A 23,454-nucleotide genomic window follows, 5' to 3' on the forward strand; every position below is an offset into this window, starting at 1 on the left:
GCGATTCCTTCGACCTGAAGGCCTGGCACATGGCGGCGCTGTCGCAGGGTTCGCTGGGGCTGGACGACCTGCTGGACGAGCTCTCGAAGCTCTGACGGCACCGCAGCCGGTCGCCGGACGCCGTACGGGCCGCTCGTCTCCCCCGGGAGCGAGCGGCCCGTACGCGTGGTCCGTACGTCCGTACGCGTGGTCCGGGCGCGTGGTCCGGGCGCGTCAGCAGCCGCAGTCGTCCGAGTCGGTCGGCGCGGTCAGCGGGTCGGCCTCGCCGCGCTGCTGCGTGCCCTGCCAGGTCTCGACCTCGAAGCCCTCGCGGATCCAGTACTCGATGCCGCCGAGCATCTCCTTGACCTGGAAGCCCAGTTCGGCGAGGGCGAGGGCGGAGCGGGTGCCGCCGTTGCAGCCGGGGCCCCAGCAGTACGTCACCACCGGGAGGTCCTTGTCCAGGAGCCGCTCGGCCTGCTCGGGGATCAGGGCGGTGGGCAGGTGGACCGCACCGGGCACGTGCGCCTGGTCCCAGGAGGGCGTGGAGCGGGAGTCGACGAGCTGGAATCCCAGCTCGGCATCCGTCTCGCGGTGGGCCTTGAAGGCCGCAGCGACGTCCGAGACGTCCGCGTGGAAGGCCAGGCTCGCGGCGAAGTATGCGGCGGCCGCGGCCGGGGAGGCCGGGGGCACGCGGAGCACGGGGTTGGTGGCGGCGGGAGCGGAGGAGGTCTTCTGCGTCGTCGTCATGGCCAGAAATCTACGATCTGTCGATCACCCCCGGAAGTCGGTTTCCCCGGCCTTTTCCTTGTCTCACCGGGGAATCCCCTGCTAGACCTGCCTCATGACCGACTATTCCCCTGACGCCACCGACTGGCGGATCCTCGAAGCGCTCCAGCGGGACGGCCGCGCCAGTTTCACCGAGCTCGCCCGCTCCGTGTCCATGTCCGCGAGCGCCGTCACCGAGCGGGTGCGCCGGCTGGAGGAGGCCGGAGTGATCACCGGCTACACGGCCGTGGTGGACCCGGAGAAGCTCGGCAAGTCGATCCTGGCCCTGGTGCGGCTGCGCTATCCGCACGGCAACTACAAGCCGTTCCACGACTTCCTGGAGGCCACACCGGAGATCCTGGAGGCCCATCACGTCACGGGCGACGACTGCTTCGTCCTCAAGGTCGCGACCCGCTCGATGGGGCACCTGGAGGAGGTCACCGGCCGGATCTCGGGACTCGGATCCGTGACGACGAGCGTCGTCTACTCCTCGCCGCTGCCCCGCCGGCCGCTCAGTCCGTGAGGGCCGCCGTGCGGTGGCGCACCACCGAGCCGCCCCGCTGCTTGACGATCTCCAGCTGGGCCTGGACCCGCGTCCGCAGGTCGGCGACGTGGCTGACGATGCCGACGCTGCGGTCCCGCTCGCGCAGCGAGTCCAGCACGTCGAGCACCTCGTCCAGCGCCTGGTCGTCGAGGCTGCCGAAGCCCTCGTCGATGAAGAGGGTGTCGAGGCGCGTACCGCCCGCCTCGTCGGTGACCACGTCGGCGAGGCCCAGCGCGAGGGCGAGCGAGGCGAAGAAGGTCTCGCCGCCGGACAGGGTGGCGGTGTCCCGCTCGCTGCCGGTCCACGCGTCGACCACGTGCAGCCCGAGGCCGGAACGCCCCCGTCCGCCCGCCCGTGCGTCGGAGTGGACCAGGGTGTAGCGGCCGCCGGACATGCGCAGCAGCCGTACCGTCGCGGCGGCGGCCACCTGCTCCAGGCGGGCGGCCAGTACGTAGGCCTCCAGGCGCATCCTGCGCTCGTTGTCGGCGGAGGTACCCGCGGTCAGTCCGGCCAGCCGGGCCACCCGGTCGTAGGCCTCCCGCAGCGGGCCGAGCGCGCGCAGTTCCTGCTCCATCTGCCGGGAGAGCCGGTCCAGCTCGGCGCAGCGGACCCGGGCCGCGTCACAGGCGGAGCCTGCCGTACGAAGCTTCGCCGCGGCCCGGACCGCGTAGGCCTCGGCCGCGTCCGGTGCGGCCGGGGGCAGCGCCGCCGCTTCGGCGGTGCCGCTCTCGCCGAGTCGGTCCGCCAGGAGGGCCTGCTCCGCCTGCCAGACGTCCGACCGGTGCTGGAGCGCGGTGCGTTCGTACTCGGGGAGGACGGCGTCGGCGGCGGCCTCGATCGTGTCGAAGCCGGCCTTGAAGGCGGCGTCGGCGAGCTGGTCGTCGGCCTCCTTCAGCCGGGCGGCGGCCGTCTCGGCCCGGCGCAGGCAGGCCGCGGCCCCGGCGACCATGCGGACCCGGTCCTCCAGGGTCCGGGCACGGGCCGCGACGGTGGGCGCGTCGCGGCGTACGAGGGCGAGTTCGGCCTCCAGCGAGGCCTGCTCCCGGTCCAGGGCCTCGCGGCGGGAGGCTCGGGCGGCGGCCCGGGTCTCGGCGTCGAGCCGGTCGGCACTGCGCGCGGAGTGCTCCCGTTCGGCGCGGGCGAGCTGCTCGCGGGCGGCGTGCAGGCCGGCGGCCGCCGCGTGGGCGGCGGCGTGGCGGGCACTCAGGTCCGCGGTCAGGGCCAGGAGTTCGGCGGTGGTGGCGTCCCCGGCGGCGGACGCCGCCTCCGCTCGGGCCTCCCGGGCGGCGGCGAGGCGGCTCTCGACGGCGGCCCGGGCCTGCTCGGCCTCCTCGAAGGCGGCGTGGGCGGCGTCCTCGGCGGCCCGGTCCACGTGGCCGGGGGCGGGGCGGGCCGGAGCGGGGTGCTCCGCGGACCCGCACACGGTGCAGGCCTCTCCGGCCACCAGGGCCTCGGCGAGCTCGGCGGCGATTCCGCGCAGCCGGGCCTCTTTGAGCTCCAGCCAGCTTTCACGCGCGGCGGCCGACTCCTCGCGCAGGTCGAGCAGTTCGCCCTCGGCGCGTTCGGCGTCGGCGGCGAACTCGTCCCGCCTGCGGGCGGCGTTCAGGTTCATCCGGGCCGGTTCCAGCCGGCCCGCGAGCTGCTCGGCCAGCGTGGCCGCCTGCTGGGCGGCGTCCGCGCGCTCCTGGAGGGCGGTGCGGGTCTCCTCCCAGCGCTCCAGCCACTCGGCGGACTCCTGGTGCTGCTCCTCGGCGGCCCGGGACTCCCGTTCCAGATCGGCCCGTTCGCGGCCGATCCCGGCGCTGCGCTGCTCGGCGCGGTGGGCGGCGGCGAGCGCGCCCAGCTCCTCGCGCAGCCGCTGCTCGACGGCGGCCAGCTGCTCGGCGCCCGCCTCCCGCAGCGGGGGCGGCAGTTGCGCCCGCGCCGCCGTCTCGGCGTGCGCGGCGGCGAGGTGCGCCGAGGAGGCCGCGCCGCGCAGTTCCAGGGCGGGGGCCACCAGGGCGCCCCGCCGGGCTCCGTCCAGCAGGCCGCGCACGCGCTCGCGCTCGGGCTCCGCCTCGGCGAGCAGGGCGGCGCGGCGGGCGGTCTCCGCGTGCCGGCGCTGGAGCCGGTCGAGCTCGCGCGCGTCCTCGGCGGCCCGCCGGGCGGCAGCGTGCCGGCTTTCGACGGCGGCCAGCGCGTATTCGGCGACGTCGAGCCGTTCCCGGGCCGAGCTGCGGGCGACGGCCGCCCAGGCGCGGACCGCCCCGGCCAGCCCGGGGTCTCCCGGCTGGTGTCCGGGCAGCGGCCAGGCCCGCAGGTCGGCGCTGTCCCCGGCGGCCTGGGCGAGCCGCTGGGCGGTGTGGAGGACCTTCTCATCGCCGGCCCGGACGCCGGCCTCGGCGGCGCGGCGCCGCTCCCCGAGCAGGGTTTCGACGGCGGCGAACCGGCGGGTGTCGAAGAGCCGGCCGAGGAGCCGGCCGCGGGCCGCCTCGTCGGCGCGCAGGAACCGCGCGAACTCCCCCTGCGGCAGCAGTACGACCTGGCAGAACTGCTCGCGGCTCATGCCGAGCAGCTGCTCGATCTCCTCGCCGATCTCCTGGTGGGAGCGGCTGAGCGCCTCCCAGCCCTCGCCGGTGTGCTCGCGCAGGAAGCTCTGCGCCTTGTCCTTGGTGGTGCCCGTGCCCCGCTTCTTCGGACGCTCCTGTTCGGGGCGGCGGGTGATCTCCAGGCGGCGGCCGCCCGCGGTGAGTTCGAGGGTGACCTCGGTGGGCGTGCCGGCAGCGGCGTGGTCGCTGCGCAGGCTGGTGCCGGGGGCCTGGCGGGCGCCGGGCACGGAACCGTAGAGGGCGTAGCAGACGGCGTCGAGCACGGAGGTCTTGCCCGCGCCCGTGGGGCCGTGCAGCAGGAAGATGCCGGCGCCGGACAGGGCGTCGAAGTCGATCTCCTGGGGGTCGGCGAAGGGTCCGAAGGCGGTGACGGCGAGCCGGTGCAGCCTCATCGGTGGGTCTCCCGGCGGCTGTCGTCGGCGCGTACGTCGTCGAAGGCGCCCTGGAGGACGGCCCGTTCGGCCTCGTCCGGGTGTCCGCCGCCGCGTACGTGGGCGACGAAGTCCTCGGCGATCTGCTGGTCGGTGCGGCCGCGCAGCCGCTGGGCGTAGGAGGCGCCGGTCTCCTCCTGGCGGCCCTCGGGGTCGAAGGCGAGGGCGAGGGTGTGCGGGAAGCGGGCGGCGAGGCGGGCCATGGGGTCTTCGGGGCGGACCGGGTCGGTGAGGGTGGCCTCCACCCAGGCGTCCTCGTGCACGGCGTGGGCCGGGTCGTCGAGCAGGTCGTCGATCCGTCCGCGCAGCCTCGCGAGGGGGCGCGGCACGGGGGTGTCGATGCGCTCGGCGGCGGCGATCCCCCCTTGCGCGCCGAGCTCGATCAGCCACATGGTCTTGCGGTGGTCCGCCTCGGAGAAGGAGTAGGCGAGCGGGGAACCGGAGTAGCGGACCCGTTCGTTGATCGTCTGGCAGCCGTGGAGGTGGCCGAGGGCGGCGTAGTCCACCCCGTCGAAGACGGAGGCGGGCACGGCTTCGACGCCGCCGACGCTGATGTCGCGCTCGCTGTCGCTGGCCTGCCCGCCGGTGACGAAGGCGTGCGCCAGGACGACGGAGCGGGTGCCGGGCGGGCGGGTGGCGAGGTCGGCCCGGATCCGGTCCATGGCCGCGCCCAGGACCGTCTCGTGGCTGACCTTCCGCGCGGCGAACTCGTCCTTGACCAGGGCCGGCTCCAGGTAGGGCAGCCCGTACAGCGCCACGTCACCGTGCACGTCGGCCAGTACGACGGGGTCGGCGCAGCCGGCCGGGTCGGTCCGCAGGTGGATCCCGGCGCGGCCGATCAGCCCGGCCCCGACCCCGAGCCGGCGCGCGGAGTCGTGGTTGCCGGAGATCATGACGGTGGGCACGCCGAGGTCGGCGAGCCGGTGCAGGGCCCGGTCGTACAGCTCGACGGCGGGCAGCGGGGGCACGGCGCGGTCGTAGACGTCGCCCGCGACGAGGACGGCGTCGACCTCGTGCGTGCGGACCGTCTCGACGAGGTGGTCCACGAAGGCGGCCTGGGCACCGAGCAGGTTCACCCGGTGGAAGGCCCGGCCGAGGTGCCAGTCGGAGGTGTGCAGGAACTTCACTCGCCGGCCCCGCCGCACATGCAGTCTCCCCCTGGTCGTCTCCCGCTCGCTGAACCCCACTACGCTAACCCGTCCCCGGGGGCGCTCAGGGCGCGTACGTCTCCCCGCCGAGGGTGAGGGCGGCCGCACCGGCCGTGCTGTCGGCGAGCCAGGCCTCGAAGGCGGGCAGCTCCGCCTCGGGGAGCGCGACCTCTATCTCCACGGCGGCCCCGTAGCGCAGGTCCACCACGGTCCGGCCGGTGGAGCGCAGGTCGTTCTGGGTCTTGCCGGCCCGCTGGTGGTCGACGGTGACGGTGGCCAGCCGGTAGCGCCGCCGGGTGACGGTGCCGAGCTCGTCGAGTGCCTCGCCGACGACGCCGCCGTAGGCCCGGATCAGCCCGCCGGCGCCGAGCTTCACGCCGCCGTAGTAGCGGGTGACGACGGCGACGGCGTAGCGGACGTCCCGGCGCATGAGCATCTGCAGCATGGGCACCCCGGCGGTACCGCCGGGCTCCCCGTCGTCGCTGGCCTTCTGGACGGCGGCGTCGGCGCCGATGACGTAGGCGTAGCAGTTGTGCGAGGCGGTGGGGTGCTCCTTGCGGATGCGCGCGACGAACTCCTGCGCCTCCTGCTCGGTCGCGGCGGGCGCGAGCGAACACAGGAAGCGCGAGCGGTTGATCTCCGACTCGTGCGCGCCCTCACGGGCCACCGTCACGTACTGGTCTGCCTTCACCGCTCCACCCTAGACCGTGGCCCCTGCGGCCCCGGCGCCCGCTGTGCGCCCGCGACGACGGCCGGCCCACCGGGCGCGGGGCCTGTGCCCAGGGGCCACGGGGAATCGGGCGTGCGGGTTTTCGGTTGATGCGGCTGAGCAGCGCAGCATCAACAGACGACGGCAGACAGCAGCAGCAGGAGGCGGCACGCGTGTACGGCGATCCGGCAACCATTCGCAAGATCCTCACCGAGCTCGGCGACACCTGGGCCGTGGTGGGCCTCTCCAACAACAGGGACCGGGCGGCCTACGCAGTGGCCCGCGTGCTCCAGCAGTACGGCAAGCGCGTGGTCCCGGTCCACCCCAAGGCCGAGACCGTGCACGGCGAGCCCGGTTACGCCTCGCTGGAGGCGATCCCGTTCAAGGTGGACGTGGTGGACGTCTTCGTGAACAGCGAGCTGGCCGGGGCCGTGGCAGACGAGGCGGCCGCCGTCGGCGCCGAGGCCGTCTGGTTCCAGCTCGGCGTGATCGACGAGGCCGCCTTCGACCGGACCCGCGAGGCCGGCCTGACGATGGTGATGGACCGCTGCCCCGCGATCGAGATCCCGGTCCTCTAGTGCTGTGGCCGGAAAGGTTTGCCGGGGCGCGGTGTCCGGTGCGGTGGATCGCAAGGCGGAGGGCCACGGCCCGTACCGGACGTACGTGCGTGGTCCGACAACGCGGCGAGGTCCCGTGCCGGGCGCCGCGACACGGTGAACCCTTCCGGTCACAGCACTAGCCGGACACCCCCTGGTCCTACCGGTCCGCGGCCGTGCCGCCGTGTGCGTGCGCGGTCGGGGTCGCGGTCGCAGGGGCCGGTGCGGACACCGGCGGGACCGACACCGCGAGGGTCATCTCCATCGGCACGGGGCCTTCGTTGCGGTAGGAGTGCGGGAGGTTGGCCTCGAAGGCGGCCGCTGCCCCGGCGGGGACGCGGAACTGCTCCTCGCCGACCACCAGGGTCAGCTCCCCGGCCGTGACGTGCAGCATCTCGATGGTGCCGGAGGGGTGCGGAACGGAGTCCGTGCCCTCCCCCGGCACCAGGTGCCAGGTCCACAGCTCCATGGGGCCGCGCTGGTCGGTGCCGATCAGCATGGTCGTCGAACTGCCCGCCTCGCTCGACCAGATCCGCACCACCTGCTCGGGCGGGACGACCCGGACCTGCGGGCCGCGGTCGTAGTCCAGGAGTGCGGAGATGCTGACGCCCAGCGCGTCGGCCAGCCGGACCGTGGTGCCCACGCTGGGGTTCGTACGGGCCTGCTCGATCTGGATGATCATCCCGCGGCTGACGCCGGCGCGGGCCGCCAGGGAGTCCAGCGTGAAGCCGCGCTCTCCGCGCCACCTCTTGAGGTTCCGGGCGAGCGCCTGGCTGAGCTGTTCGAGATCCGACACCATTCCGTCCAATATCCTGGATGACACAGTCCAACAGACTGCACTACCGTGTTCCGTATTCGATGCTGCACCCCGGCGTTCACTGCACTGTACTGCGAGGCCCCCGATGACCGCCCTCTTCGCCCTTGCCACAGCCGTGCTGTGGGGCCTCGCCGACTTCGGCGGCGGGCTGCTGACCCGCAAGATACCGGCGCTCACGGTGGTCGTCGTCTCGCAGGTCGTCGCCGTCGTCGTGCTCGGCGCCGTGGTCCTCGGCACCGGTGCCTGGCACGAGGCCGACCCCCGGCTGTGGTTCGCCGTCGCCGCCGGCCTGGTCGGACCGGTCGCCATGCTCAGCTTCTACAAGGCGCTGGCCCTCGGCCCGATGGGCGTGGTCTCGCCGCTCGGCTCCCTCGGCGTGGTCGTACCCGTCGCCGCCGGGCTGATGCTGGGCGAGCGGCCCGGCCCAGGCCAGTTCGCCGGCATCGCCGTGGCCGTCGTCGGCATCGTCCTCGCCGGCGGGCCCGAGCTGCGCGGCGCCCCCGTCCAGCGGCAGGCCGTGGTCCTCACCCTGGTGGCGGCCTTCGGCTTCGGCGCGGTGATGGCCCTGATCGCACAGGCCTCCACCACCATCACCGGGCTGTTCCTCGCCCTGTTCGTACAGCGGGTCACCAACGTCGCCGTCGGCGGCGCGGCCCTCTGGGCGCAGTCCCGGCGCGGTGCCCCCGCCCTCCCGGAGGGCACCGGCCCGCGGATCCTGTGGGGGCTGCTGCCCGCGCTGGCCTTCGTCGGCCTGGCGGACGTCGCGGCGAACGGCACGTACTCCGTCGCCGCCCAGAACGGCCCGGTCACCATGGCCGCCGTGCTGTCCTCGCTCTACCCGGTGGTCACCGCGCTCGCCGCCTTCGCCGTCCTGAAGGAGCGGCTGCGCACCGTCCAGGCGGCGGGTGCCGGCCTGGCCCTCGCGGGAACGGTCCTGCTGGCCGCCGGCTGAGCCGCTCCCCCACAGGCGCCCTACTTGTCGGCCTCGGCGAGCTCGGCCCCCGCACGCTCGGCCCCCGCGCGTTCGACCTCCGCACGCTCGACCTCCGCCAGCTCGGCCTCGGTGAGCTCGGCCAGCCCCCGCAGCTGCTGCGACGTCATGCCGTCCGGGATCGGAACGGGCGCCGGGGTCCGCAGCGGCGGCTGCCAGCCCGCCTCCGGCGTCCAGCGCCGTACGATGCGCGCCGGCGCCCCCGCGACCACGGCGTGATCGGGCACCTCGCCCCGTACGACGGCCCCCGCGGCCACGACGACATTGCGGCCCAGTCGCGCGCCCGGCAGGATCACCGAGCCGGTGCCGAGCCAGCAGCCGGGGCCGATCTCCACCGGTGCGCTGCGCGGCCACTGCCGCCCGATGGGCTCGTGCGGATCGTCGTAGCTGTGGTTCGTGGACGTGATGTAGACGCCGGGCCCGCAGAAGGTGTTCGAACCGATCGAGATGGGGGCGTCCGCGATGACGTGACTGTGCCGGCCGATGACCACCCCGTCGCCGAGCACCAGCATCGGTTCCGCGCCCAGGTCGAGGTCCGGCATCATGCCGGCGGTCAGGGTGACCTGCTCGCCGATGATGCAGTGCCCCCCGAGCCTGATCCACCGCTCGCCGAAGACCGTGCCCTGCGGGAACGCCAGCCGGGTGCCGTCCCCGATCGCACCGAACCGCAGCCGGCCCGGAGTCTGCGCGGTCACGGCGCCGGCCTGCTGCATCCAGCGCCAGCCGGTGTGGACCACGCGGCTCGCCAGCCTGCGGCGCAGGGCCGCCACAGATGAGAACGTGTTCTGTTTCTTCGGCACCCGGCCACGGTAATGCGCCGTGCCCCGGTCGTCCGGGCGACGATCCTGTGATCTTCACCCCATCGCGGGCGCGGTGGGCCGTGTGCCCTACCGTGCTGTTGGCGCGGCACCAGGACGACAGACCCCCGACGACGGACGGCAGAGGAAGAGATCATGACGCACCAGGCGGCCCAGGCACTCGTGGCGGGTGTCGGCGGAAAGACCCCGGACATCGACCCCACGGCCTTCACCGCACCCACCTCGGTCGCGGTCGGCGACGTCACCCTCGCCGCCGGGGCGAGCATCTGGTACTCGGCGGTGCTGCGCGCCGACTGCGGCCCGATCACGCTCGGCGCCGACAGCAACGTGCAGGACAACTGCACGCTCCACGTGGACCCGGGCTTCCCCGTGTCGATCGGCGAGCGCGTCTCCATCGGTCACAACGCCGTCGTGCACGGCTGCACCGTCGAGGACGACTGCCTGATCGGCATGGGCGCCACCATCCTGAACGGCGCGGTGATCGGCGCCGGTTCCCTGGTCGCCGCGCAGGCGCTGGTCCCGCAGGGCATGGTCGTCCCGCCCGGCTCGCTCGTCGCGGGTGTCCCCGCGAAGGTGCGGCGCGAGCTGACCGAGGAGGAGCGCGAGCACATCCGCATCAACGCCCTGATGTACGTGGAGCTGGCCAAGCAGCACCGCGCCTCGGTCACCCCGGACGTCTAGTGCTGTGACCGGAAAGGTTCACCGTGTCGCGGCGCCCGGCACGGCACTAGTACGCCCTCCCCGGCGGCCGGTCCGGCCGCGGTGGCTCCGCCGCCGTCACTCGCCGACGGTGGCACGGGCCGCCGGCTGCGCGGGGATCTCCGCACCGGCCGCCCCGGCCGCCTCAGCGGCCTCGGCCGCCTTCTTCATCCGGCTGCGCACCACCAGGGTCACGACGAGCCCGAACGCCACGGCGAGCCCCAGGGCCAGCCACGAGAACCGCTTCAGCCAGGGTTCCGCGACGATACCGACCGAGTAGATGACGGCGGTGGTCCCGCCCGCCCAGAGGATCCCGCCGAGGACGTTGGCGACGAGGAACCGCCAGTACGGCATCTGGAGCACGCCCGCGAGCGGCCCTGCGAAGATCCGCAGCAGCGCCACGAACCGGCCGAAGAAGACGGCCCACATGCCCCACTTCTCGAAGGAGCGTTCCGCCAGGGCCACCTGCTGGGGGCCGAAGTGCTTCGGGAAGCGCCGGCCCAGCCGGTCCAGCAGCGGCTTGCCGCCCCTGCGCCCGATGGCGTAGCCGATCGAGTCGCCCACGATGGCGCCGGTGATCGCGCAGAGCCCCAGTACGACGGGGTCGATCTCCCCGTGCTGCGAGGCCAGCAGTGCCGAGCTGACCAGGACGATCTCGCCGGGCAGCGGGATGCCGAGGCTCTCCAGGCCGATGACCAGACCCACCAGGAGGTAGATGCTGACCGCCGGAATCGTCTCCAGCCATTCCTGGATGTGCACCGGTGCGTCCTCCCGAATCGTCCCCGGCGCGCCCCCTGTGACACGCCGAACGGGCAGCCTATCGGCTCGCCGGCACGACCTTTGACCTCAGAGGCAGTTCCCGCGAGGAACGCCCCGCGAACACCTCGCGGCGGCCGGTGCCCCGCACCCAGGCGTGCTTCTCCGGGTCCCACGACGACAACGTCCGGGCGTCGATGTCGACGGTGACGCGCTGCGCCGCGCCCGGCGCGAGGGTGATCCGCCGGTAGCCGGCGAGTGCGCGCACGGGCTGGTCGAGCCGGAGCTCCTCGGAGGGGCCCACGTACACCTGGGCCACGTCCGTGCCCTTGCGCCGGCCGGTGTTGCGGACCGTGAACTCCACGCGCAGTCCGCCGCGCTGCGGCCGGACCGTGAGCTTCTCGTACTGCCAGGTCGTGTAGGACAGGCCGTGCCCGAAGGGGAAGAGCGGGGTCGCGCGCTTGGTGTCGTACCAGCGGTGGCCCACGTGGACGCCCTCCGCGTACTCCTGCCGGCCGCCCACCCCCGGATAGCGCGCCGGGTCCGAGCCGACCGGGGTCGTCCGCTCGTCGGCCGGGAAGGTCTGGGTGAGGCGGCCCCCGGGGTCCACGTCGCCGAAGAGCACGTCGGCGGTGGCTCCGGCACCCTCCTGCCCCGGGTAGTACATCTGGAGGACCGCTCCGGTACGGGAGAGCCACGGCATGGTCGTGGCGGACGAGGTGTTGAGCACGACCGTCGTACGGGGGTTCGCGGCGGCCACCGCCTCGATCAGCCGCTCCTGCCCGCCGGGGAGCGCCAGTGAGGTGCGGTCCCTGCCCTCGGTGGAGTCCTCGTAGGCGAACAGGACCACGCTGCGTGCCGCCTTCGCGGTCCGCACCGCCTCGGCGAGGTCTGCGGCCCGGATCGCCCCGGTGATGTGGCGCAGGCGCAGCCGCTGGCCCTTGTCCCCGCCGGCGGCGGTCACGGCGAGCCGGTGGGTGCCCGCCTTGAGCGCGAGGGTACGGCGGCGCACGGCCATCCCGTCGGGTGCGGAGCCGAGCAGTCCGCCCGCGTAGTGCTCGGCCATGCCCTGCCGGACGGGGAACAGCTCCTCCCCGTCGAGGCGTACGCCGGGCCGCTTCCCGGTGTAGTGGACCAGCAGGGTCCACTCGTCGTCCGCCGCCAGGCGGAACTCGCCCTCGTACGTCCACACGCGCCCGGGCCCGACCTCGCGTGCCTCCAGGTCAGCGGCCGGGGTCAGCAGCTTCGCCGGGAGCGGCCGCCCGTAGACGTCCTCGCCGACGGCGTGGTGCACGGCCCCGCCGTTCCCGGCGCGCCGCCGGATGGCGTTGAGCGGGGCGGCCGCCCCGTCCGGTACCACGTGCGAGCTGCCCCCGCCGCCGGTGAACGGCACCTGGGCGGTGGGCCCGATCACCGCGATCGAGCGGGCCGCGGCCCCGGTCAGCGGGAGGGTGCCGTGCTCGTTGCGCAGGAGCACCGCCCCGGCGGTGGCCACCTTGCGGGCGACCCGGGCCCCGGCCGCGGCGTCGCGCGGGGGCCGGGCGGGCCGGCGGGCCGCGAGCAGCCCGAAGCGGTCCATGGTGGTCAGGATCCGGTGCACGGCCTGGTCCACGGCGGCCTCGGGCACGGAGCCGCCGCGCACCGCCTCGCGCAGTGGCTCGCCGAAGTGGGTGCCTGCGGGCATCTCCATGTCGAGGCCGGCACGGATGGCGGCGACGGTGCTGTGGGCGGCGCCCCAGTCGGAGACCACCCAGCCGTCGAACCCCCAGCTCCCCCGGAGCAGTTCGTCGAGTAGTGGCCTGCTCTCGCAGGCGTGGACGCCGTTGACCTTGTTGTAGGCGCCCATCACGGCGCCGGCGCCGGCGGCGACGGCGGCCTCGAAGCCCCGCAGCTCGGTCTCGCGCAGTGTCTGCTCGCCGACGGTCACGTCGATGGTGTCGCGGCCCTGTTCCTGGTTGTTGACGGCGAAGTGCTTGACGGCGGCGATGAGTCCCTCGTCCTGGATGCCGCGGACCAGCTCGCCGACCAGGTCGGCGGTCAGGCGCGGGTCCTCGGAGAGGGTCTCGAAGTTCCGGCCGCCGTACGGGGTGCGGATGAGGTTGACCATGGGGGCCAGCACGACGTCCTGGCCGAGGGCCCGGCCCTCGCGGCCGATGACGCGTCCGTACTCCCGGGCCAGTGCGGGATCGAAGGCGGAGGCGAGCAGCACGGGCGCGGGCAGTGCGGTGGCGGGCCGGTCGACCCGTACCCCGGCGGGCCCGTCGGCCAGGCGCAGGGCCGGGATGCCCAACCGCGGTACGCCGGGCACGTATCCGGCCTGGCCCCGGGGGGCGGGGTCGACGGCCCCGTGCAGCAGGGAGGTCTTCTCCTCGAGGGTGAGCCGCTCCAGCAGGGCGTCGATCCGGGCGGCGCCTCCGGTGCCGGTGCCGCTCCCGGCGGCGGGCGCGCCCGGTGCGCCGCTCGCGGACCACCTCGGGACGGCTCCCGGCGGCACGGTGGGGGCGCAGCCGCCGGCCCCCAGGGAGGCACCCACGGCACCCGCAGCGCCCGCCGCCGCGATCAGCCGCATCGCCGAACGTCTGGACACGTCCTCGCTCATGGGTGCTCCCTGCGGCGTGGGTCGGCGGGAGCGGCCCGCGCCGGACCGCTCCCCGTGCCACTGTGCGCCGCGGGCCCGCGGGCCCGGCCGAGACGCGCCACCGGGCGCGCCCAGGTTCAGCCCTCCGGCAGGGGCGGGAGGCTGTCGGTGGTGCGCCGGGGCTCGTCCTGGCGCTGGACGCGGGCCTCGGTGCGGTGTCCGCGCGCGATGTAGTCCCGCACGACGGCCTCCACCGCGTCCTGCGGGGAGCCGACCCCGGCGAGCACCATCACCTCCACCACGAGCTCGGCGTCGAGGCTGATGTTGACCTTGGCCACGGGTACCCCCTCCATCGTCGTGCCGGAACTCCCAGGACTCTATCGCCGGAAGCCGGAAGCAGTACGTGCCCGCCGCCCCATGGGCGGCGGGCACGTACCGGGCCGGGCGTTACGCGTTGGGGCGCAGGGTCCAGACGACGGTCATCTCGCCGGTCACGGCCTCGTCCTCGCGCTGGATGGCGATGGTGACCGGGAACTCGGGGCGGCCGCCCGCGTCGAGCTCGGCCACGACCTCGGCGGCCGGGCGGCCGAGGGTGGCGGTGGCGGTGACGACGCCCTTGGCGAGCTTCTTGTAGCCGATCTCGGCCTTCACGGCGAGGGGGACGGCCCGGGAGAGCTGGTCGCCGAAGGCGGCCAGGACGATGGCCCCGCTCGCGGACTCGGCCAGGGTGAACATGGCGCCGGCGTGCGGGCCGCCGACGTGGTTGTGGTAGTCGGGCTGGTCCGGAAGGCGGACGACCGCACGCTCGGGGGTGGTCTCCAGGAACTCGAGGTTCAGGGTCCGGGCCATCGGCACGGTCGCGGCGAGCAGTTCGCCCACGTTCATCTGGTCTGCGCTCATGGAACGCTATGTTACCCGCGAGTAGACAGGATTGGCCAGAGCTCTTCAGGGGGCGGCCGTGGCTCCCCGGCACCGCTCCCACTATCGTTACCGGCCATGTGGCCAGGACAGCAGCAGCCGCCCGGGGGCGAGCAGAACCCCCAGGACGCGCATCAGAACCCGTACGCGCAGCCGCCGGGACAGCCGGCGCAGCCGAACCCGTACCAGCAGCAGCCGGGTTACGGATACCCGCAGCAGCCCGGCTACCCGCAGCAACCGGGCTACCAGCAGCCCCCGACCGTCCCCGGCCAGCACTGGGGCCAGCCCCAGCCGCCCCAGCCGCCCCAGCCCTCCGGCGGGAGCCCGTACTCGACGAAGACCGTGGCCATCGTCGCGGCCGCCGCGGTGGTCGTCGCGGCAGCTGCGACCGGCGCCTACGTCCTGACGCGGGACGACAAGAACACCGAGGCCGACAACAAGCCGGTCGCGAGCTCCTCGGCACCGGTGGAGGCGCCCGCTCCGGCCGGCAGCAGCGCCAATCCGCGGGCCGGCGGCGCCATGCAGCCCGTCATCCCGGGCTGGAAGGTCGTCACCAACACGAAGTACAACGTCGCCTACGACGTTCCCCCGGAGTGGAACGTCAACGACCCCGGCGTCTCCCTCTTCTACGAGGACGATGTCAAGAACGACGGCAAGCCGGTCATCACCATGTCCGGCACCGCCACCCTCAAGCAGGAGTGGTGCACCGTCGACAAGGACGCCGACGGCAACCTCGAGAAGTTCTCGATCGCGGACGCCGGCGTCAAGGGCGCCCAGGGAGCCAAGGACACCGCCCAGGCCGCGACCGACAACACCGGCACGTGGGTGTGGGCGGGCTTCGCCCAGAAGGAGCCCAAGGGAACGGTCAAGGTGACCGACCCCAAGGAGTTCACGACCGCCTCCGGCATCAAGGGCCACATGGTCGTCGCGACCGCGCCGAACGTGAAGAAGGAGCACAAGTGCTCCACCGACGGCAAGGCGGTCGGCTTCGCCTTCCGGAACGCCGCCGGTGACTTCGCCAGCTTCGCCCTGGTCACCGCGGCCGGTGTGAAGGAAGAGGTCCCGACTGACATCTCCGACAAGATCCTCAGCTCCATCCGGTTCAGCACCGGATGATCTCCGGCTGAACCCGCTCGCCCCGCCCCGGGCCGGATATCCATTTGGATTTCCCGGCCCGGGGCGGGGATAGTCCGGGGGTGAGCTCTCCCCCCGACGCACCGCACCGCACCCCCACGCCCCGCCGCAGCCGGCCGGAGTGGGCCGGCCGCAACTACACCCTGCTCACGGGTGCGGCGGTGGTCACGAACCTCGGCAGTCACGGGGCGCTCATCGCCTCCGCCTTCGCCGTCCTGGAAGCCGGCGGCTCCGGCGGCGACGTGGGCCTGGTCGCGGCCGCCCGCACGCTGCCGCTCGTCCTCTTCCTCCTCATCGGCGGAGCCGTGGCCGACCGGCTGCCGCGCCACCGCGTGATGGTCGCCGCCAACGCCCTGAACTGCGTCTCGCAAGGCCTCTTCGCGGTGCTCGTCCTCACCGGCGACCCGCAGCTGTGGCAGATGATGCTGCTGACGGCCCTGTGCGGCACCGGTACGGCCTTCTTCAACCCGGCGGCCGAGGGCATGCTGCTCTCCACGGTCTCCGGCGAACACGCCAACCGCGCCTTCGCCCTCTTCCGCATGGCCATGAACGGCGCCGGCATCGGCGGTGCGGCCCTCGGCGGGGCGATGATCGCCGCAATGGGCCCGGGCTGGGTGCTGGCGGTGGACGCCGCCGCGTTCGCGATCGCCGGGGCGCTGCGCGCCTTCCTCGACGTCAGCCATACGTCCGACCGGGCCCCGGGCGGCGGTCTCCTGGCCGACCTGAGGGAGGGCTGGGTGGAGTTCCGCACCCGGCCCTGGCTGTGGAGCATCGTGCTCCAGTTCTCCGTCGTCGTCGCGGTCGTCGGCGCCGCGGAGGCGGTCTACGGTCCGCTGGTCGCCCGGGACCAACTGGGCGGGCCGGCGCCCTGGGGCCTGGCCCTGGCACTGTTCGGCGTCGGCACCATCGCCGGAGCGGTCCTGATGGTCGTGTGGAAGCCGCGGCGGCTGCTGCTGGTCGGGACGCTGTGCGTGTTCCCGCTGGCGCTGCCGTCGGCCGGACTGGCCGTGCCGCTGCCGGTGTGGGGGCTGTGCGCGGTGATGTTCGTCAGCGGAGCCGCGATCGAGGTCTTCGGCGTGAACTGGATGACGACGATGCACCAGGAGATCCCGGAGGAGAAGTTCTCCCGGGTGTCCGCCTACGACTGGTTCGGGTCGGTCTCGATGCTCCCGCTGGCCACGGCCCTGGCCGGGCCGGTCGAATCGGCCTTCGGCCGCACCGAGGCCCTGTGGGGCTGCGCGACCCTGGTCGTCCTGGTCACCGCTCTGGTCCTGCTGGTCCCGGACGTGCGCCGCATGACGCGCAAGCCGTCCGTCCACAAGACCGGCGGCCCCGTCCCCTCCGACCCCGCCGCTGCCCCGAAGCCATCGCCGTCCTCGTCCGCCCCGTCCGACTCGACGAGCCTCACCCCAGGCTGAAGGCGCCCTCCGGCGGAGCCGGCGAGGGGGCCGCGTCCGCGTCGGAGACGGTGGCCGCACCCCTGACGAAGCGGGCCAGTCCGGCGCCGTACTCGACCCGGGCGGGAAAGGCGTCGGACGCGCACCGCCGGGCCAGCGCCCCCACGTCCAGCGGCGCGTCGGAGGCCAGCAGCACGGCGTTCCCGAAGCGCCGGCCCCTCAGCACGGACGGCTCGGCGACGAGCGCGAGCTCCGCGAAGGCGGCGGCGAAGTTCGCCAGTTGCGTCCGCAGGAAGTCGAAGGGCGCACCGTCCGCCAGGTTCGCCGCGTACAGCCCGCCGGGCCGCAGCACCCGCGCGGCCTCCCGCGCGTACTCCAGCGAGGTCAGCTGGGCCGGCACCCGCGAACCGCCGAACACATCGGCCACCACCACGTCCGCGCTGCCCGCGGGCGCCGCCTCCAGCCAGGCCCGGGCGTCGGCGGTGTGCACGGTGATCCCGGCCCCTTCCGGCAGCGGCAGGTGCTCGGCGACCAGCTCGACCAGGCCCGCGTCGAACTCGACCACCGACTGCCGGGATCCGGCCCTCGTGGCCGCGGCGTAGCGGGGCAGGGTGAGCGCGCCGCCGCCCAGGTGCAGCAGGTCCAGCGGGCGCCCCGGCTCCGCCGCGCAGTCCAGGACGTGCGCGAGGCGGCGTACGTACTCGAATTCCAGGTGCTGCGGATCGTCCAGGTCCACATAGGACTGCGGGGCCCCGTCGACCGTCAGCAGCCAGGCCCGCTCCCCGTCGACGTCCGGCATCAGCTTGGCGGTGCCCTGGCCCACGTCCCGTATCACCGGGATCCGTTCGTCGCTCACCGCTCCATTGTCCGGCAGGCCCGCAATACCGGGGCGTGGGCCTCAGGCCGTCCGGCCGGCGGGCCTCAGTGCGTCCCGCCCGACCAGACGGCAGCCGCCTCGGCGACGTGCGCCGCGGCCTGCGCCAGGCCGGCGCGGGCCGCCGGGTCCCTCCGGGCCGGGTCCAGGACGTTGCGCCCGAAGGCCTTGCGGGCCGTGGCCGACGGGGTGATGAGCAGGACCTTCGCCCCCGCCTCGCGCAGCCGGGCCGCCTGCGCGGCCGGTGCGGGGACGAGCCCGGAGCCGAGTGCGATCGGGGCGAGGATCACCACGCGCGCGTAGTCGGCGGCCAGGTCGGCGTTGGTGGCGGAGCGGATGCCCCCGTCGATGAAGCGGCGCTCGCCGACCGTTACCGGGGGCCACACCCCGGGGACCGCGCAGCTGGCCGCGACGGCGTCGACGAGCCCGCTGCCGCTGTCCCGGTCGAAGGCCTTGAGCTCGCCGGTGAGCGCGTCGACCGCGGTGACCACGAGCCGCCGCTCGGGCCACTCGTGCGAGACCAGGCGGGCGGCCAACACCTTGCGGCGCTCGGCCTCGGGGCCGGTGTCCGCGGCCAGCGCCATGGCACCGACCCGCCGGCGGTAGCCTGCCGCGTCGCTGCGGGAGCGCGCCATCGCCAGTGCGTACCGGGCGATGACGCCCGCGCCCAGCCTGGCGACGGTCTCCCCGGCGGCGTCGCCGAGCTGGCGCTCGTACAGCTCCTGCGCGCCGAGTCGCCCGGAGGTGAGCTGGGCGCCGACCACCGAGCCGGCCGAGGTGCCCACCACCAGGTCCGCGGTGGTGAGGTCCACGCCCGCGCGGGCGAGCCCGTAGAGGATTCCGCACTCCCAGCCGATGCCGGTCAGTCCGCCGCCGCCGAGCACCAGTGCCGTGCCGCCGCCCATCCCGCCGCCCCCTCGCCGTGCGCATGCCTGTGGTGGCGGCAGTCTGGCGCAGCCCTACTGCCGCCACCACAGCGGGGTCCCGGTCGGACCGGTCAGTCCAGGACGGCCGTCACCGTCCCGGCGCCGACGGTCCGTCCGCCCTCACGGATCGCGAATCCGAGCCCCGACTCCAGCGGGACGTCCCGTCCGAGCTCGACGGTCATCGCGACCGTCTCGCCGGGCCAGGCGACGCCCGCGAGGCCGAGGTCCACGTCCCCCACCACGTCGGCGGTGCGGATGTAGAACTGCGGCCGGTAGCCGCTGGCGACCGGCGTCGTACGGCCGCCCTCGCGCCCGGATAGCACATACACCTGCGCGGTGAAGCGCCGCTTCGGCGTCACGCTGCCGGGGGCGGCCACCACGTACCCGCGGCGCACGCCGTCGCGCGGCACCCCGCGCAGCAGCAGCGCGACGTTGTCCCCGGCCTCGGCGGACTCCATCGGCTTGCCGAAGGTCTCCAGCCCGGTGACGACCGTCTCGTGCGGCTCGCCGTCGCCGCCCAGGAGGGCGACGCGGTCGCCGAGGCGTATGCTGCCCCGCTCGACGGCGCCGGTCACGACCGTCCCGCGCCCGGTGATGGTCAGCACGTTCTCGACGGGCAGCAGGAACGGCGCCTCGGTGTAGCGCACGGGCGTGGGCACGTACGTGTCCACGGCGTCCAGCAGGGCTTCGATCGCCCCGGTCCAGCGGGGGTCGCCCTCCAGCGCCCCGAGCCCGGAGACCCGTACGACGGGTGCGCCGTCACCGCCGTACCCGTGCGCGGTGAGCAGTTCGCGGACCTCCAGCTCGACCAGGTCGGTCAGCTCGGGGTCCCCGGCGTCGGCCTTGTTGAGCGCGACGACGATGTGGTCGACGCCGACTTGGCGGGCGAGGAGCACGTGCTCGGCGGTCTGCGGCATGACCCCGTCGAGCGCGGAGACGACGAGGATCGCGCCGTCGAGCTGCGCCGCTCCCGTGACCATGTTCTTGATGTAGTCCGCGTGACCGGGCATGTCGACGTGGGCGTAGTGGCGGGTGTCGGTCTCGTACTCGACGTGCGTGAGGTTGATGGTGATGCCCCGCCGGGCCTCCTCGGGAGCCCGGTCGATGCGGTCGAAGGGCACGAAGGACGCGCCCCCGCGCTCGGCGAGGACCTTGGTGATGGCGGCGGTGAGGGTGGTCTTGCCGTGGTCGACGTGACCCATGGTGCCGATGTTGAGGTGCGGCTTGGTCCGCACGAAGGCCGTCTTGGCCATGATCTCTTCCCGTTGCTCGAAGCGTGGACGGGACCCCTGAACCGAGCCGACCCTCCCCCTGCGGGGTCCGCCGGACGATCCGGGAAGGGTCAGCTTCGTGCGCCGTCGAATGCGGCGAAGACGGGTGCGTCCGCGAATTCGGCAGCCTTCGGCGCGTCCGCGACTGCGGACGGCGCTGCGGGGAAGGCGTACCGGGACATGTCCCCGATCCTGCCGGACCGTCCCGCGTCCGTCGAATGATTTACCGGGCGAACCGGCGGACGCTCAGAGGTTCTTGAGCGCTTCGCGTACGGACAGCGGGGACAGGGCGCCGCGTTCGGCGTCGACGAAGGCGCGCACCGCGTCGGGGTCGGTCTTCGCGTACTCGCGCAGGGCCCAGCCGATGGCCTTGCGGAGGAAGAAGTCGGGGTGGCCGGCCTGGCGGCGGCAGTGGGCGAAGAGCCGGCAGCTGTCGGTGGCGTCCTTGTAACGGAGCTGGTGGAGGAGGGCGGTGCGGGCGAGCCACAGGTCCTCGCCGCCGATCCACTCGTCCATCACGAGGGCGAGGTCGGGGTCCGCGGCCACCAGCGGGCCGACCGTGTGCGCGGCGAGCAGGTCGACGGTGTCCCACCAGGGGACGGTGGTGATCAGGTACCGGGCGACCGGGAGGAGCCCGGAGGAGCACGTGCCGACGTGGCGGCGCAGGTAGTCGACCGCGAAGTAGTGGTACTCCCGCTGGGGAAGCCGCCAGCAGCGCAGCGCGACCGCCGCGACGTCCGCCTCGGACGGGCGGGGAGTGTTCTTGGTCACTGTCTTCGACAGTTCGCGGCGCAGCGGTGTGGGGATCCCGAGGAAGGGTGCGACGTGCCTCATGTACGCGGTCATGGCCTCGGCCCGCACGGGATCGGCCGCGGGCGCGTATGTTGCGGTCAGCCGCTCCAGCAGGGTGTCCGCGAGGGCGCTGCGGGGAACCCTGGGGGGCCGCCCGTCGTTCGACAGCATGAGGCCCAGATTACGGCGCGATGCCGCATAGCTGGGCTAGTCTCCCGGGATGTCCCTCCTCCTCGCGCCGTGGACCCGGCTGGCGCTGCTCGTCGTGCTGCTCGCCGCGGCCGGCGTGTGCGTGCTGGTCTACGAACCCCAGCGGATCCTCGCGGAGGGCTGGCCCCCGGGTCTCCCGGTGGGCACGGCCGTCCTGTTGTTCGCAGCCGTGTACGGCGTGTGCTCGACGGCGTTCGTGCCGCGCCCCCTGCTGAACCTTGCCGCGGGAGCCGTCTTCGGTACGCAGTTCGGCCTCGTCGCGGCGGTCGGGGGCACCGTGCTGGGTGCCGGGATCGCCTTCGGGCTCGGCCGGCTGATGGGTCAGGAGGCTTTGCGTCCGTTGCTGCGCGGGCGCTGGCTGGAAGCGGCCGACGGGCAGCTCAGCCGGCACGGTTTCCGCTCGATGCTGGCGGTGCGGCTCTTCCCCGGGGTGCCCTTCGTGGTGGCCAACTACTGCGCGGCGGTGTCCCGCTGCGGCTGGACCTCGTTCCTTCTCGCGACGGCGCTCGGCGTGGTCCCGAACACCACCGCGTACGTGATCGCGGGGGCCAGCGCGTCCTCCCCCGGATCCCCCGCGTTCCTCATCTCGTTCGGCTTCATCGTGGTCTCCGTGGTGGCCGCGGGGGTCGTCGGCTGGCGCAAAAGGCACCGCCTGGCACCCCCTCGTACCGGCGGTCCGGCGTATGAACTGACCCCACAGCACCCCCCAGTGGTCAGCGGCGCTTCGCACGGGCCCTAGCATCGGACCCGAACTGCCCGACGATCACAAGGACGAGCGCACCCCGACATGAGCTGGTTCGAATCCCTAATCCTCGGTCTCGTCCAGGGGCTTACGGAGTTCCTCCCGATCTCCTCCAGCGCCCACCTGCGGCTGACCGCGGCATTCGCCGGCTGGCACGACCCAGGAGCGGCCTTCACGGCCATCACCCAGATCGGCACCGAGGCCGCCGTTCTGATCTACTTCCGCAAGGACATCGCGCGGATCATCTCCACCTGGTTCCGGTCCCTGTACACGAAGGCCCTGCGCTCCGAACAGGACGCCAAGATGGGCTGGCTGGTGATCGTCGGCTCGCTCCCGATCGGCATCCTCGGCCTCGTCTTCAAGGATGCGATCGTCGGACCGGCCCGCGACCTGCGGCTGACGGCCACGACCCTGATCGTGATGGGCATCGTGCTCGGCATCGCCGACCGGCTTGCCGCCCGTGACGAGGAGGGCGGCCGGCACCGGGCGATCCGCGAGCGCAAGACGCTCCAGCAGCTCGGCGTCAAGGACGGCCTGATCTTCGGCTTCTGCCAGGCGATGGCCCTGATCCCGGGTGTCTCCCGCTCCGGTGCGACGATCTCCGGCGGTCTGCTGCTGGGCTTCACCCGCGAGGCCGCCGCCCGCTACTCCTTCCTCCTCGCCATCCCGGCCGTACTGGCCTCGGGCGCCTTCGAGATCAAGGACGTGATGGAGGACCCTGGCCACATCTCCTGGGGTCCGACGGTCTTCGCGACGGTCATCGCCTTCTTCGTGGGCTACGCCGTGATCGCGTGGTTCATGAAGTTCATCACCACCAAGAGCTTCATGCCCTTCGTGATCTACCGGATCCTGCTCGGCATCGTGCTGTTCGTGCTGATCAGCATGGGAGTGCTGAGCCCGCACGCCGGTGAGTCCGGCTCGTAGCGGCGCCGGAATCCACCACTTCGCGTGAATCTTCAGGCCGCCCGGGAACGTTCCCGGGCGGCCTTCGCGTCGTTGGTTACAAAGAGAGCGGAAGGCAAGCAGCAGGGGGTGTCCCATGGGACGAGTGGTACTGGAGCGTTTTCCGGCCGGAAGTCCGCGGGGGAGCTGGCCCGCCGAGGAGTACGCGGCGCAGCGGATGCGCGAGGGCGTACCGGCCGAGGTGGTCATGGATCTCGCGAGCGACGCGTTCCTCGTCGTGGTCCGGCAGCGGGAGGCACGTTCCGGTCACTGACGGGCCGCGCGGGGATCCGGTCGGCGCACGCCCCTTGGCCTCGTGCCCGTGCAGCCCCACACTGACCCGATGACGCAGCGTGTGGATCTCGCGACGGTAATGGACCGGCTGGCGATCGACGACGTGGTCACGGGGTACGCGGTGGCCGTCGACGATGGCGACTGGACCGCCTACCGGGCCCTGTTCACCGCCGGCGGGCGGGCCGACTACAGCTCGGCGGGCGGGATCGAGGGGCCGGTGGCGCAGGTCGCGGAGTGGCTCGCGCAGGCCATGGCGCTCTTCCCCGTCCGTCAGCACCTGATCGTCAACCGCCTGATCCGGCTGGAGGACGTCGCCGGCTCGCCCGGTGACAGCGCCGAGGTCCGGGCGGACTTCCTCAACCCGATGCGGCTGGAGGGGCCGGAGGCCGACGGCACGGTCACCTCCCCGAATTTCGTGGCCGCCGGCCGCTACACCTTCGCGCTGGCCCGTACCCGGGACGGCTGGCGGCTCACCCGCGTCACCGTGCACGAGAAGTGGCGGCACATGACCGCGTGAGCGCGTCCCCCGGAC

The 23,454-nt window shown here is 73.7% G+C and carries 24 protein-coding genes; 10 read left to right on the top strand and 14 right to left on the bottom strand.

Features of this window, described 5'->3' with window-relative positions; translation table 11 throughout:
- Window positions 1-213 precede the first annotated feature (213 nt).
- Window positions 214-729, bottom strand: a complete 516-nt coding sequence (locus E6U81_RS32500) for a rhodanese-like domain-containing protein (RefSeq protein WP_136233613.1) — start codon at window positions 727-729, stop codon at window positions 214-216.
- Between the two features lie 94 nt (window positions 730-823).
- Here E6U81_RS32500 and E6U81_RS32505 point away from each other — a divergent pair, with 94 nt between their 5' ends.
- On the top strand, window positions 824-1,270 hold the full coding sequence (locus E6U81_RS32505; RefSeq protein WP_136233614.1) for an Lrp/AsnC family transcriptional regulator: 447 nt from the start codon (window positions 824-826) through the stop codon (window positions 1,268-1,270).
- Here E6U81_RS32505 and E6U81_RS32510 read toward each other — a convergent pair.
- The 3 genes from E6U81_RS32510 to E6U81_RS32520 form a co-directional block, all read right to left on the bottom strand.
- Window positions 1,260-4,271 (bottom strand): SMC family ATPase, encoded by a 3,012-nt coding sequence (locus tag E6U81_RS32510; protein WP_136233615.1) that lies wholly within the window; start codon window positions 4,269-4,271, stop codon window positions 1,260-1,262. The genes E6U81_RS32505 and E6U81_RS32510 overlap by 11 nt on opposite strands.
- Window positions 4,268-5,437: an exonuclease SbcCD subunit D gene (locus E6U81_RS32515; RefSeq protein WP_136233616.1), complete on the bottom strand. Its 1,170-nt coding sequence runs from the start codon at window positions 5,435-5,437 to the stop codon at window positions 4,268-4,270. The genes E6U81_RS32510 and E6U81_RS32515 overlap by 4 nt, the downstream gene beginning before the upstream one ends.
- An 85-nt stretch (window positions 5,438-5,522) precedes the next feature.
- Complete coding sequence (locus E6U81_RS32520) at window positions 5,523-6,149, bottom strand: YigZ family protein (protein WP_136233617.1); 627 nt, start codon at window positions 6,147-6,149, stop codon at window positions 5,523-5,525.
- A 191-nt stretch (window positions 6,150-6,340) separates the two neighbouring features.
- Here E6U81_RS32520 and E6U81_RS32525 point away from each other — a divergent pair, with 191 nt between their 5' ends.
- Window positions 6,341-6,745 (top strand): CoA-binding protein, encoded by a 405-nt coding sequence (locus E6U81_RS32525; protein WP_136233618.1) that lies wholly within the window; start codon window positions 6,341-6,343, stop codon window positions 6,743-6,745.
- Between the two features lie 178 nt (window positions 6,746-6,923).
- Here E6U81_RS32525 and E6U81_RS32530 read toward each other — a convergent pair whose 3' ends face one another.
- A complete protein-coding gene (locus E6U81_RS32530; RefSeq protein WP_136233662.1) occupies window positions 6,924-7,559 on the bottom strand; it encodes an XRE family transcriptional regulator in 636 nt (211 codons plus the stop codon).
- Between the two features lie 106 nt (window positions 7,560-7,665).
- On the opposite strand from E6U81_RS32530, the gene E6U81_RS32535 reads away from it, so the two are divergent.
- On the top strand, window positions 7,666-8,532 hold the full coding sequence (locus tag E6U81_RS32535) for a DMT family transporter (protein ID WP_136233619.1): 867 nt from the start codon (window positions 7,666-7,668) through the stop codon (window positions 8,530-8,532).
- A 20-nt stretch (window positions 8,533-8,552) separates the two neighbouring features.
- Here the strand turns inward: E6U81_RS32535 and E6U81_RS32540 are convergent, their stop codons facing one another.
- Window positions 8,553-9,371: an acyltransferase gene (locus E6U81_RS32540; RefSeq protein ID WP_136233620.1), complete on the bottom strand. Its 819-nt coding sequence runs from the start codon at window positions 9,369-9,371 to the stop codon at window positions 8,553-8,555.
- 153 nt (window positions 9,372-9,524) lie between these two features.
- On the opposite strand from E6U81_RS32540, the gene E6U81_RS32545 reads away from it, so the two are divergent.
- Window positions 9,525-10,070 carry a gamma carbonic anhydrase family protein gene (locus E6U81_RS32545; RefSeq protein ID WP_136233621.1) on the top strand — a complete coding sequence of 182 codons (546 nt, stop codon included), beginning with the start codon at window positions 9,525-9,527 and terminating at the stop codon, window positions 10,068-10,070.
- Window positions 10,071-10,166: 96 nt separating this feature from the next.
- Here E6U81_RS32545 and E6U81_RS32550 read toward each other — a convergent pair whose 3' ends face one another.
- The 4 genes from E6U81_RS32550 to E6U81_RS32565 form a co-directional block, all read right to left on the bottom strand.
- On the bottom strand, window positions 10,167-10,847 hold the full coding sequence (locus tag E6U81_RS32550; RefSeq protein ID WP_136233622.1) for a DedA family protein: 681 nt from the start codon (window positions 10,845-10,847) through the stop codon (window positions 10,167-10,169).
- Between the two features lie 58 nt (window positions 10,848-10,905).
- Window positions 10,906-13,443: a glycoside hydrolase family 3 C-terminal domain-containing protein gene (locus E6U81_RS32555; protein WP_136233623.1), complete on the bottom strand. Its 2,538-nt coding sequence runs from the start codon at window positions 13,441-13,443 to the stop codon at window positions 10,906-10,908.
- Between the two features lie 116 nt (window positions 13,444-13,559).
- A complete protein-coding gene (locus E6U81_RS32560) occupies window positions 13,560-13,760 on the bottom strand; it encodes a type II toxin-antitoxin system VapB family antitoxin (protein WP_031149951.1) in 201 nt (66 codons plus the stop codon).
- 109 nt (window positions 13,761-13,869) lie between these two features.
- Window positions 13,870-14,322, bottom strand: a complete 453-nt coding sequence (locus E6U81_RS32565) for a DUF4442 domain-containing protein (protein ID WP_173429180.1) — start codon at window positions 14,320-14,322, stop codon at window positions 13,870-13,872.
- Between the two features lie 96 nt (window positions 14,323-14,418).
- Between E6U81_RS32565 and E6U81_RS32570 the strand changes: the two genes are divergently transcribed.
- A complete protein-coding gene (locus tag E6U81_RS32570; RefSeq protein WP_136233624.1) occupies window positions 14,419-15,456 on the top strand; it encodes a hypothetical protein in 1,038 nt (345 codons plus the stop codon).
- Between the two features lie 80 nt (window positions 15,457-15,536).
- A complete protein-coding gene (locus tag E6U81_RS32575; protein WP_136233625.1) occupies window positions 15,537-16,892 on the top strand; it encodes an MFS transporter in 1,356 nt (451 codons plus the stop codon).
- Here the strand turns inward: E6U81_RS32575 and E6U81_RS32580 are convergent.
- The 4 genes from E6U81_RS32580 to E6U81_RS32595 all read right to left on the bottom strand — a co-directional run bounded on the left by E6U81_RS32580 (window position 16,879) and on the right by E6U81_RS32595 (window position 20,905).
- Window positions 16,879-17,670 carry a fused MFS/spermidine synthase gene (locus E6U81_RS32580; protein ID WP_206310076.1) on the bottom strand — a complete coding sequence of 264 codons (792 nt, stop codon included), beginning with the start codon at window positions 17,668-17,670 and terminating at the stop codon, window positions 16,879-16,881. The two genes, E6U81_RS32575 and E6U81_RS32580, sit on opposite strands and share 14 nt — an antisense overlap.
- A 122-nt stretch (window positions 17,671-17,792) precedes the next feature.
- The gene (locus E6U81_RS32585; protein ID WP_136233627.1) at window positions 17,793-18,650 is read right to left on the bottom strand and encodes a patatin-like phospholipase family protein; all 858 of its coding nucleotides are present in this window, start codon (window positions 18,648-18,650) and stop codon (window positions 17,793-17,795) included.
- Window positions 18,651-18,742: 92 nt separating this feature from the next.
- Entirely contained in the window at window positions 18,743-19,924 is a 1,182-nt protein-coding gene (gene tuf / locus E6U81_RS32590; RefSeq protein WP_136233628.1) for an elongation factor Tu, read from the bottom strand.
- Between the two features lie 264 nt (window positions 19,925-20,188).
- Complete coding sequence (locus tag E6U81_RS32595; RefSeq protein WP_136233629.1) at window positions 20,189-20,905, bottom strand: DNA alkylation repair protein; 717 nt, start codon at window positions 20,903-20,905, stop codon at window positions 20,189-20,191.
- Between the two features lie 49 nt (window positions 20,906-20,954).
- On the opposite strand from E6U81_RS32595, the gene E6U81_RS32600 reads away from it, so the two are divergent.
- The 4 genes from E6U81_RS32600 to E6U81_RS32615 all read left to right on the top strand — a co-directional run bounded on the left by E6U81_RS32600 (window position 20,955) and on the right by E6U81_RS32615 (window position 23,439).
- Window positions 20,955-21,683 carry a VTT domain-containing protein gene (locus tag E6U81_RS32600; RefSeq protein ID WP_136233630.1) on the top strand — a complete coding sequence of 243 codons (729 nt, stop codon included), beginning with the start codon at window positions 20,955-20,957 and terminating at the stop codon, window positions 21,681-21,683.
- Window positions 21,684-21,731: 48 nt separating this feature from the next.
- Window positions 21,732-22,610 carry an undecaprenyl-diphosphate phosphatase gene (locus E6U81_RS32605; RefSeq protein WP_136233631.1) on the top strand — a complete coding sequence of 293 codons (879 nt, stop codon included), beginning with the start codon at window positions 21,732-21,734 and terminating at the stop codon, window positions 22,608-22,610.
- Window positions 22,611-22,725: 115 nt separating this feature from the next.
- The gene (locus E6U81_RS32610; RefSeq protein ID WP_106967693.1) at window positions 22,726-22,902 is read left to right on the top strand and encodes a hypothetical protein; all 177 of its coding nucleotides are present in this window, start codon (window positions 22,726-22,728) and stop codon (window positions 22,900-22,902) included.
- 69 nt (window positions 22,903-22,971) lie between these two features.
- A complete protein-coding gene (locus tag E6U81_RS32615) occupies window positions 22,972-23,439 on the top strand; it encodes a nuclear transport factor 2 family protein (protein WP_136233632.1) in 468 nt (155 codons plus the stop codon).
- Window positions 23,440-23,454 lie beyond the last annotated feature (15 nt).

It is taken from the genome of Streptomyces sp. A0592, assembly GCF_004795115.1.
GTDB lineage: Bacteria > Actinomycetota > Actinomycetes > Streptomycetales > Streptomycetaceae > Streptomyces > Streptomyces erythrochromogenes.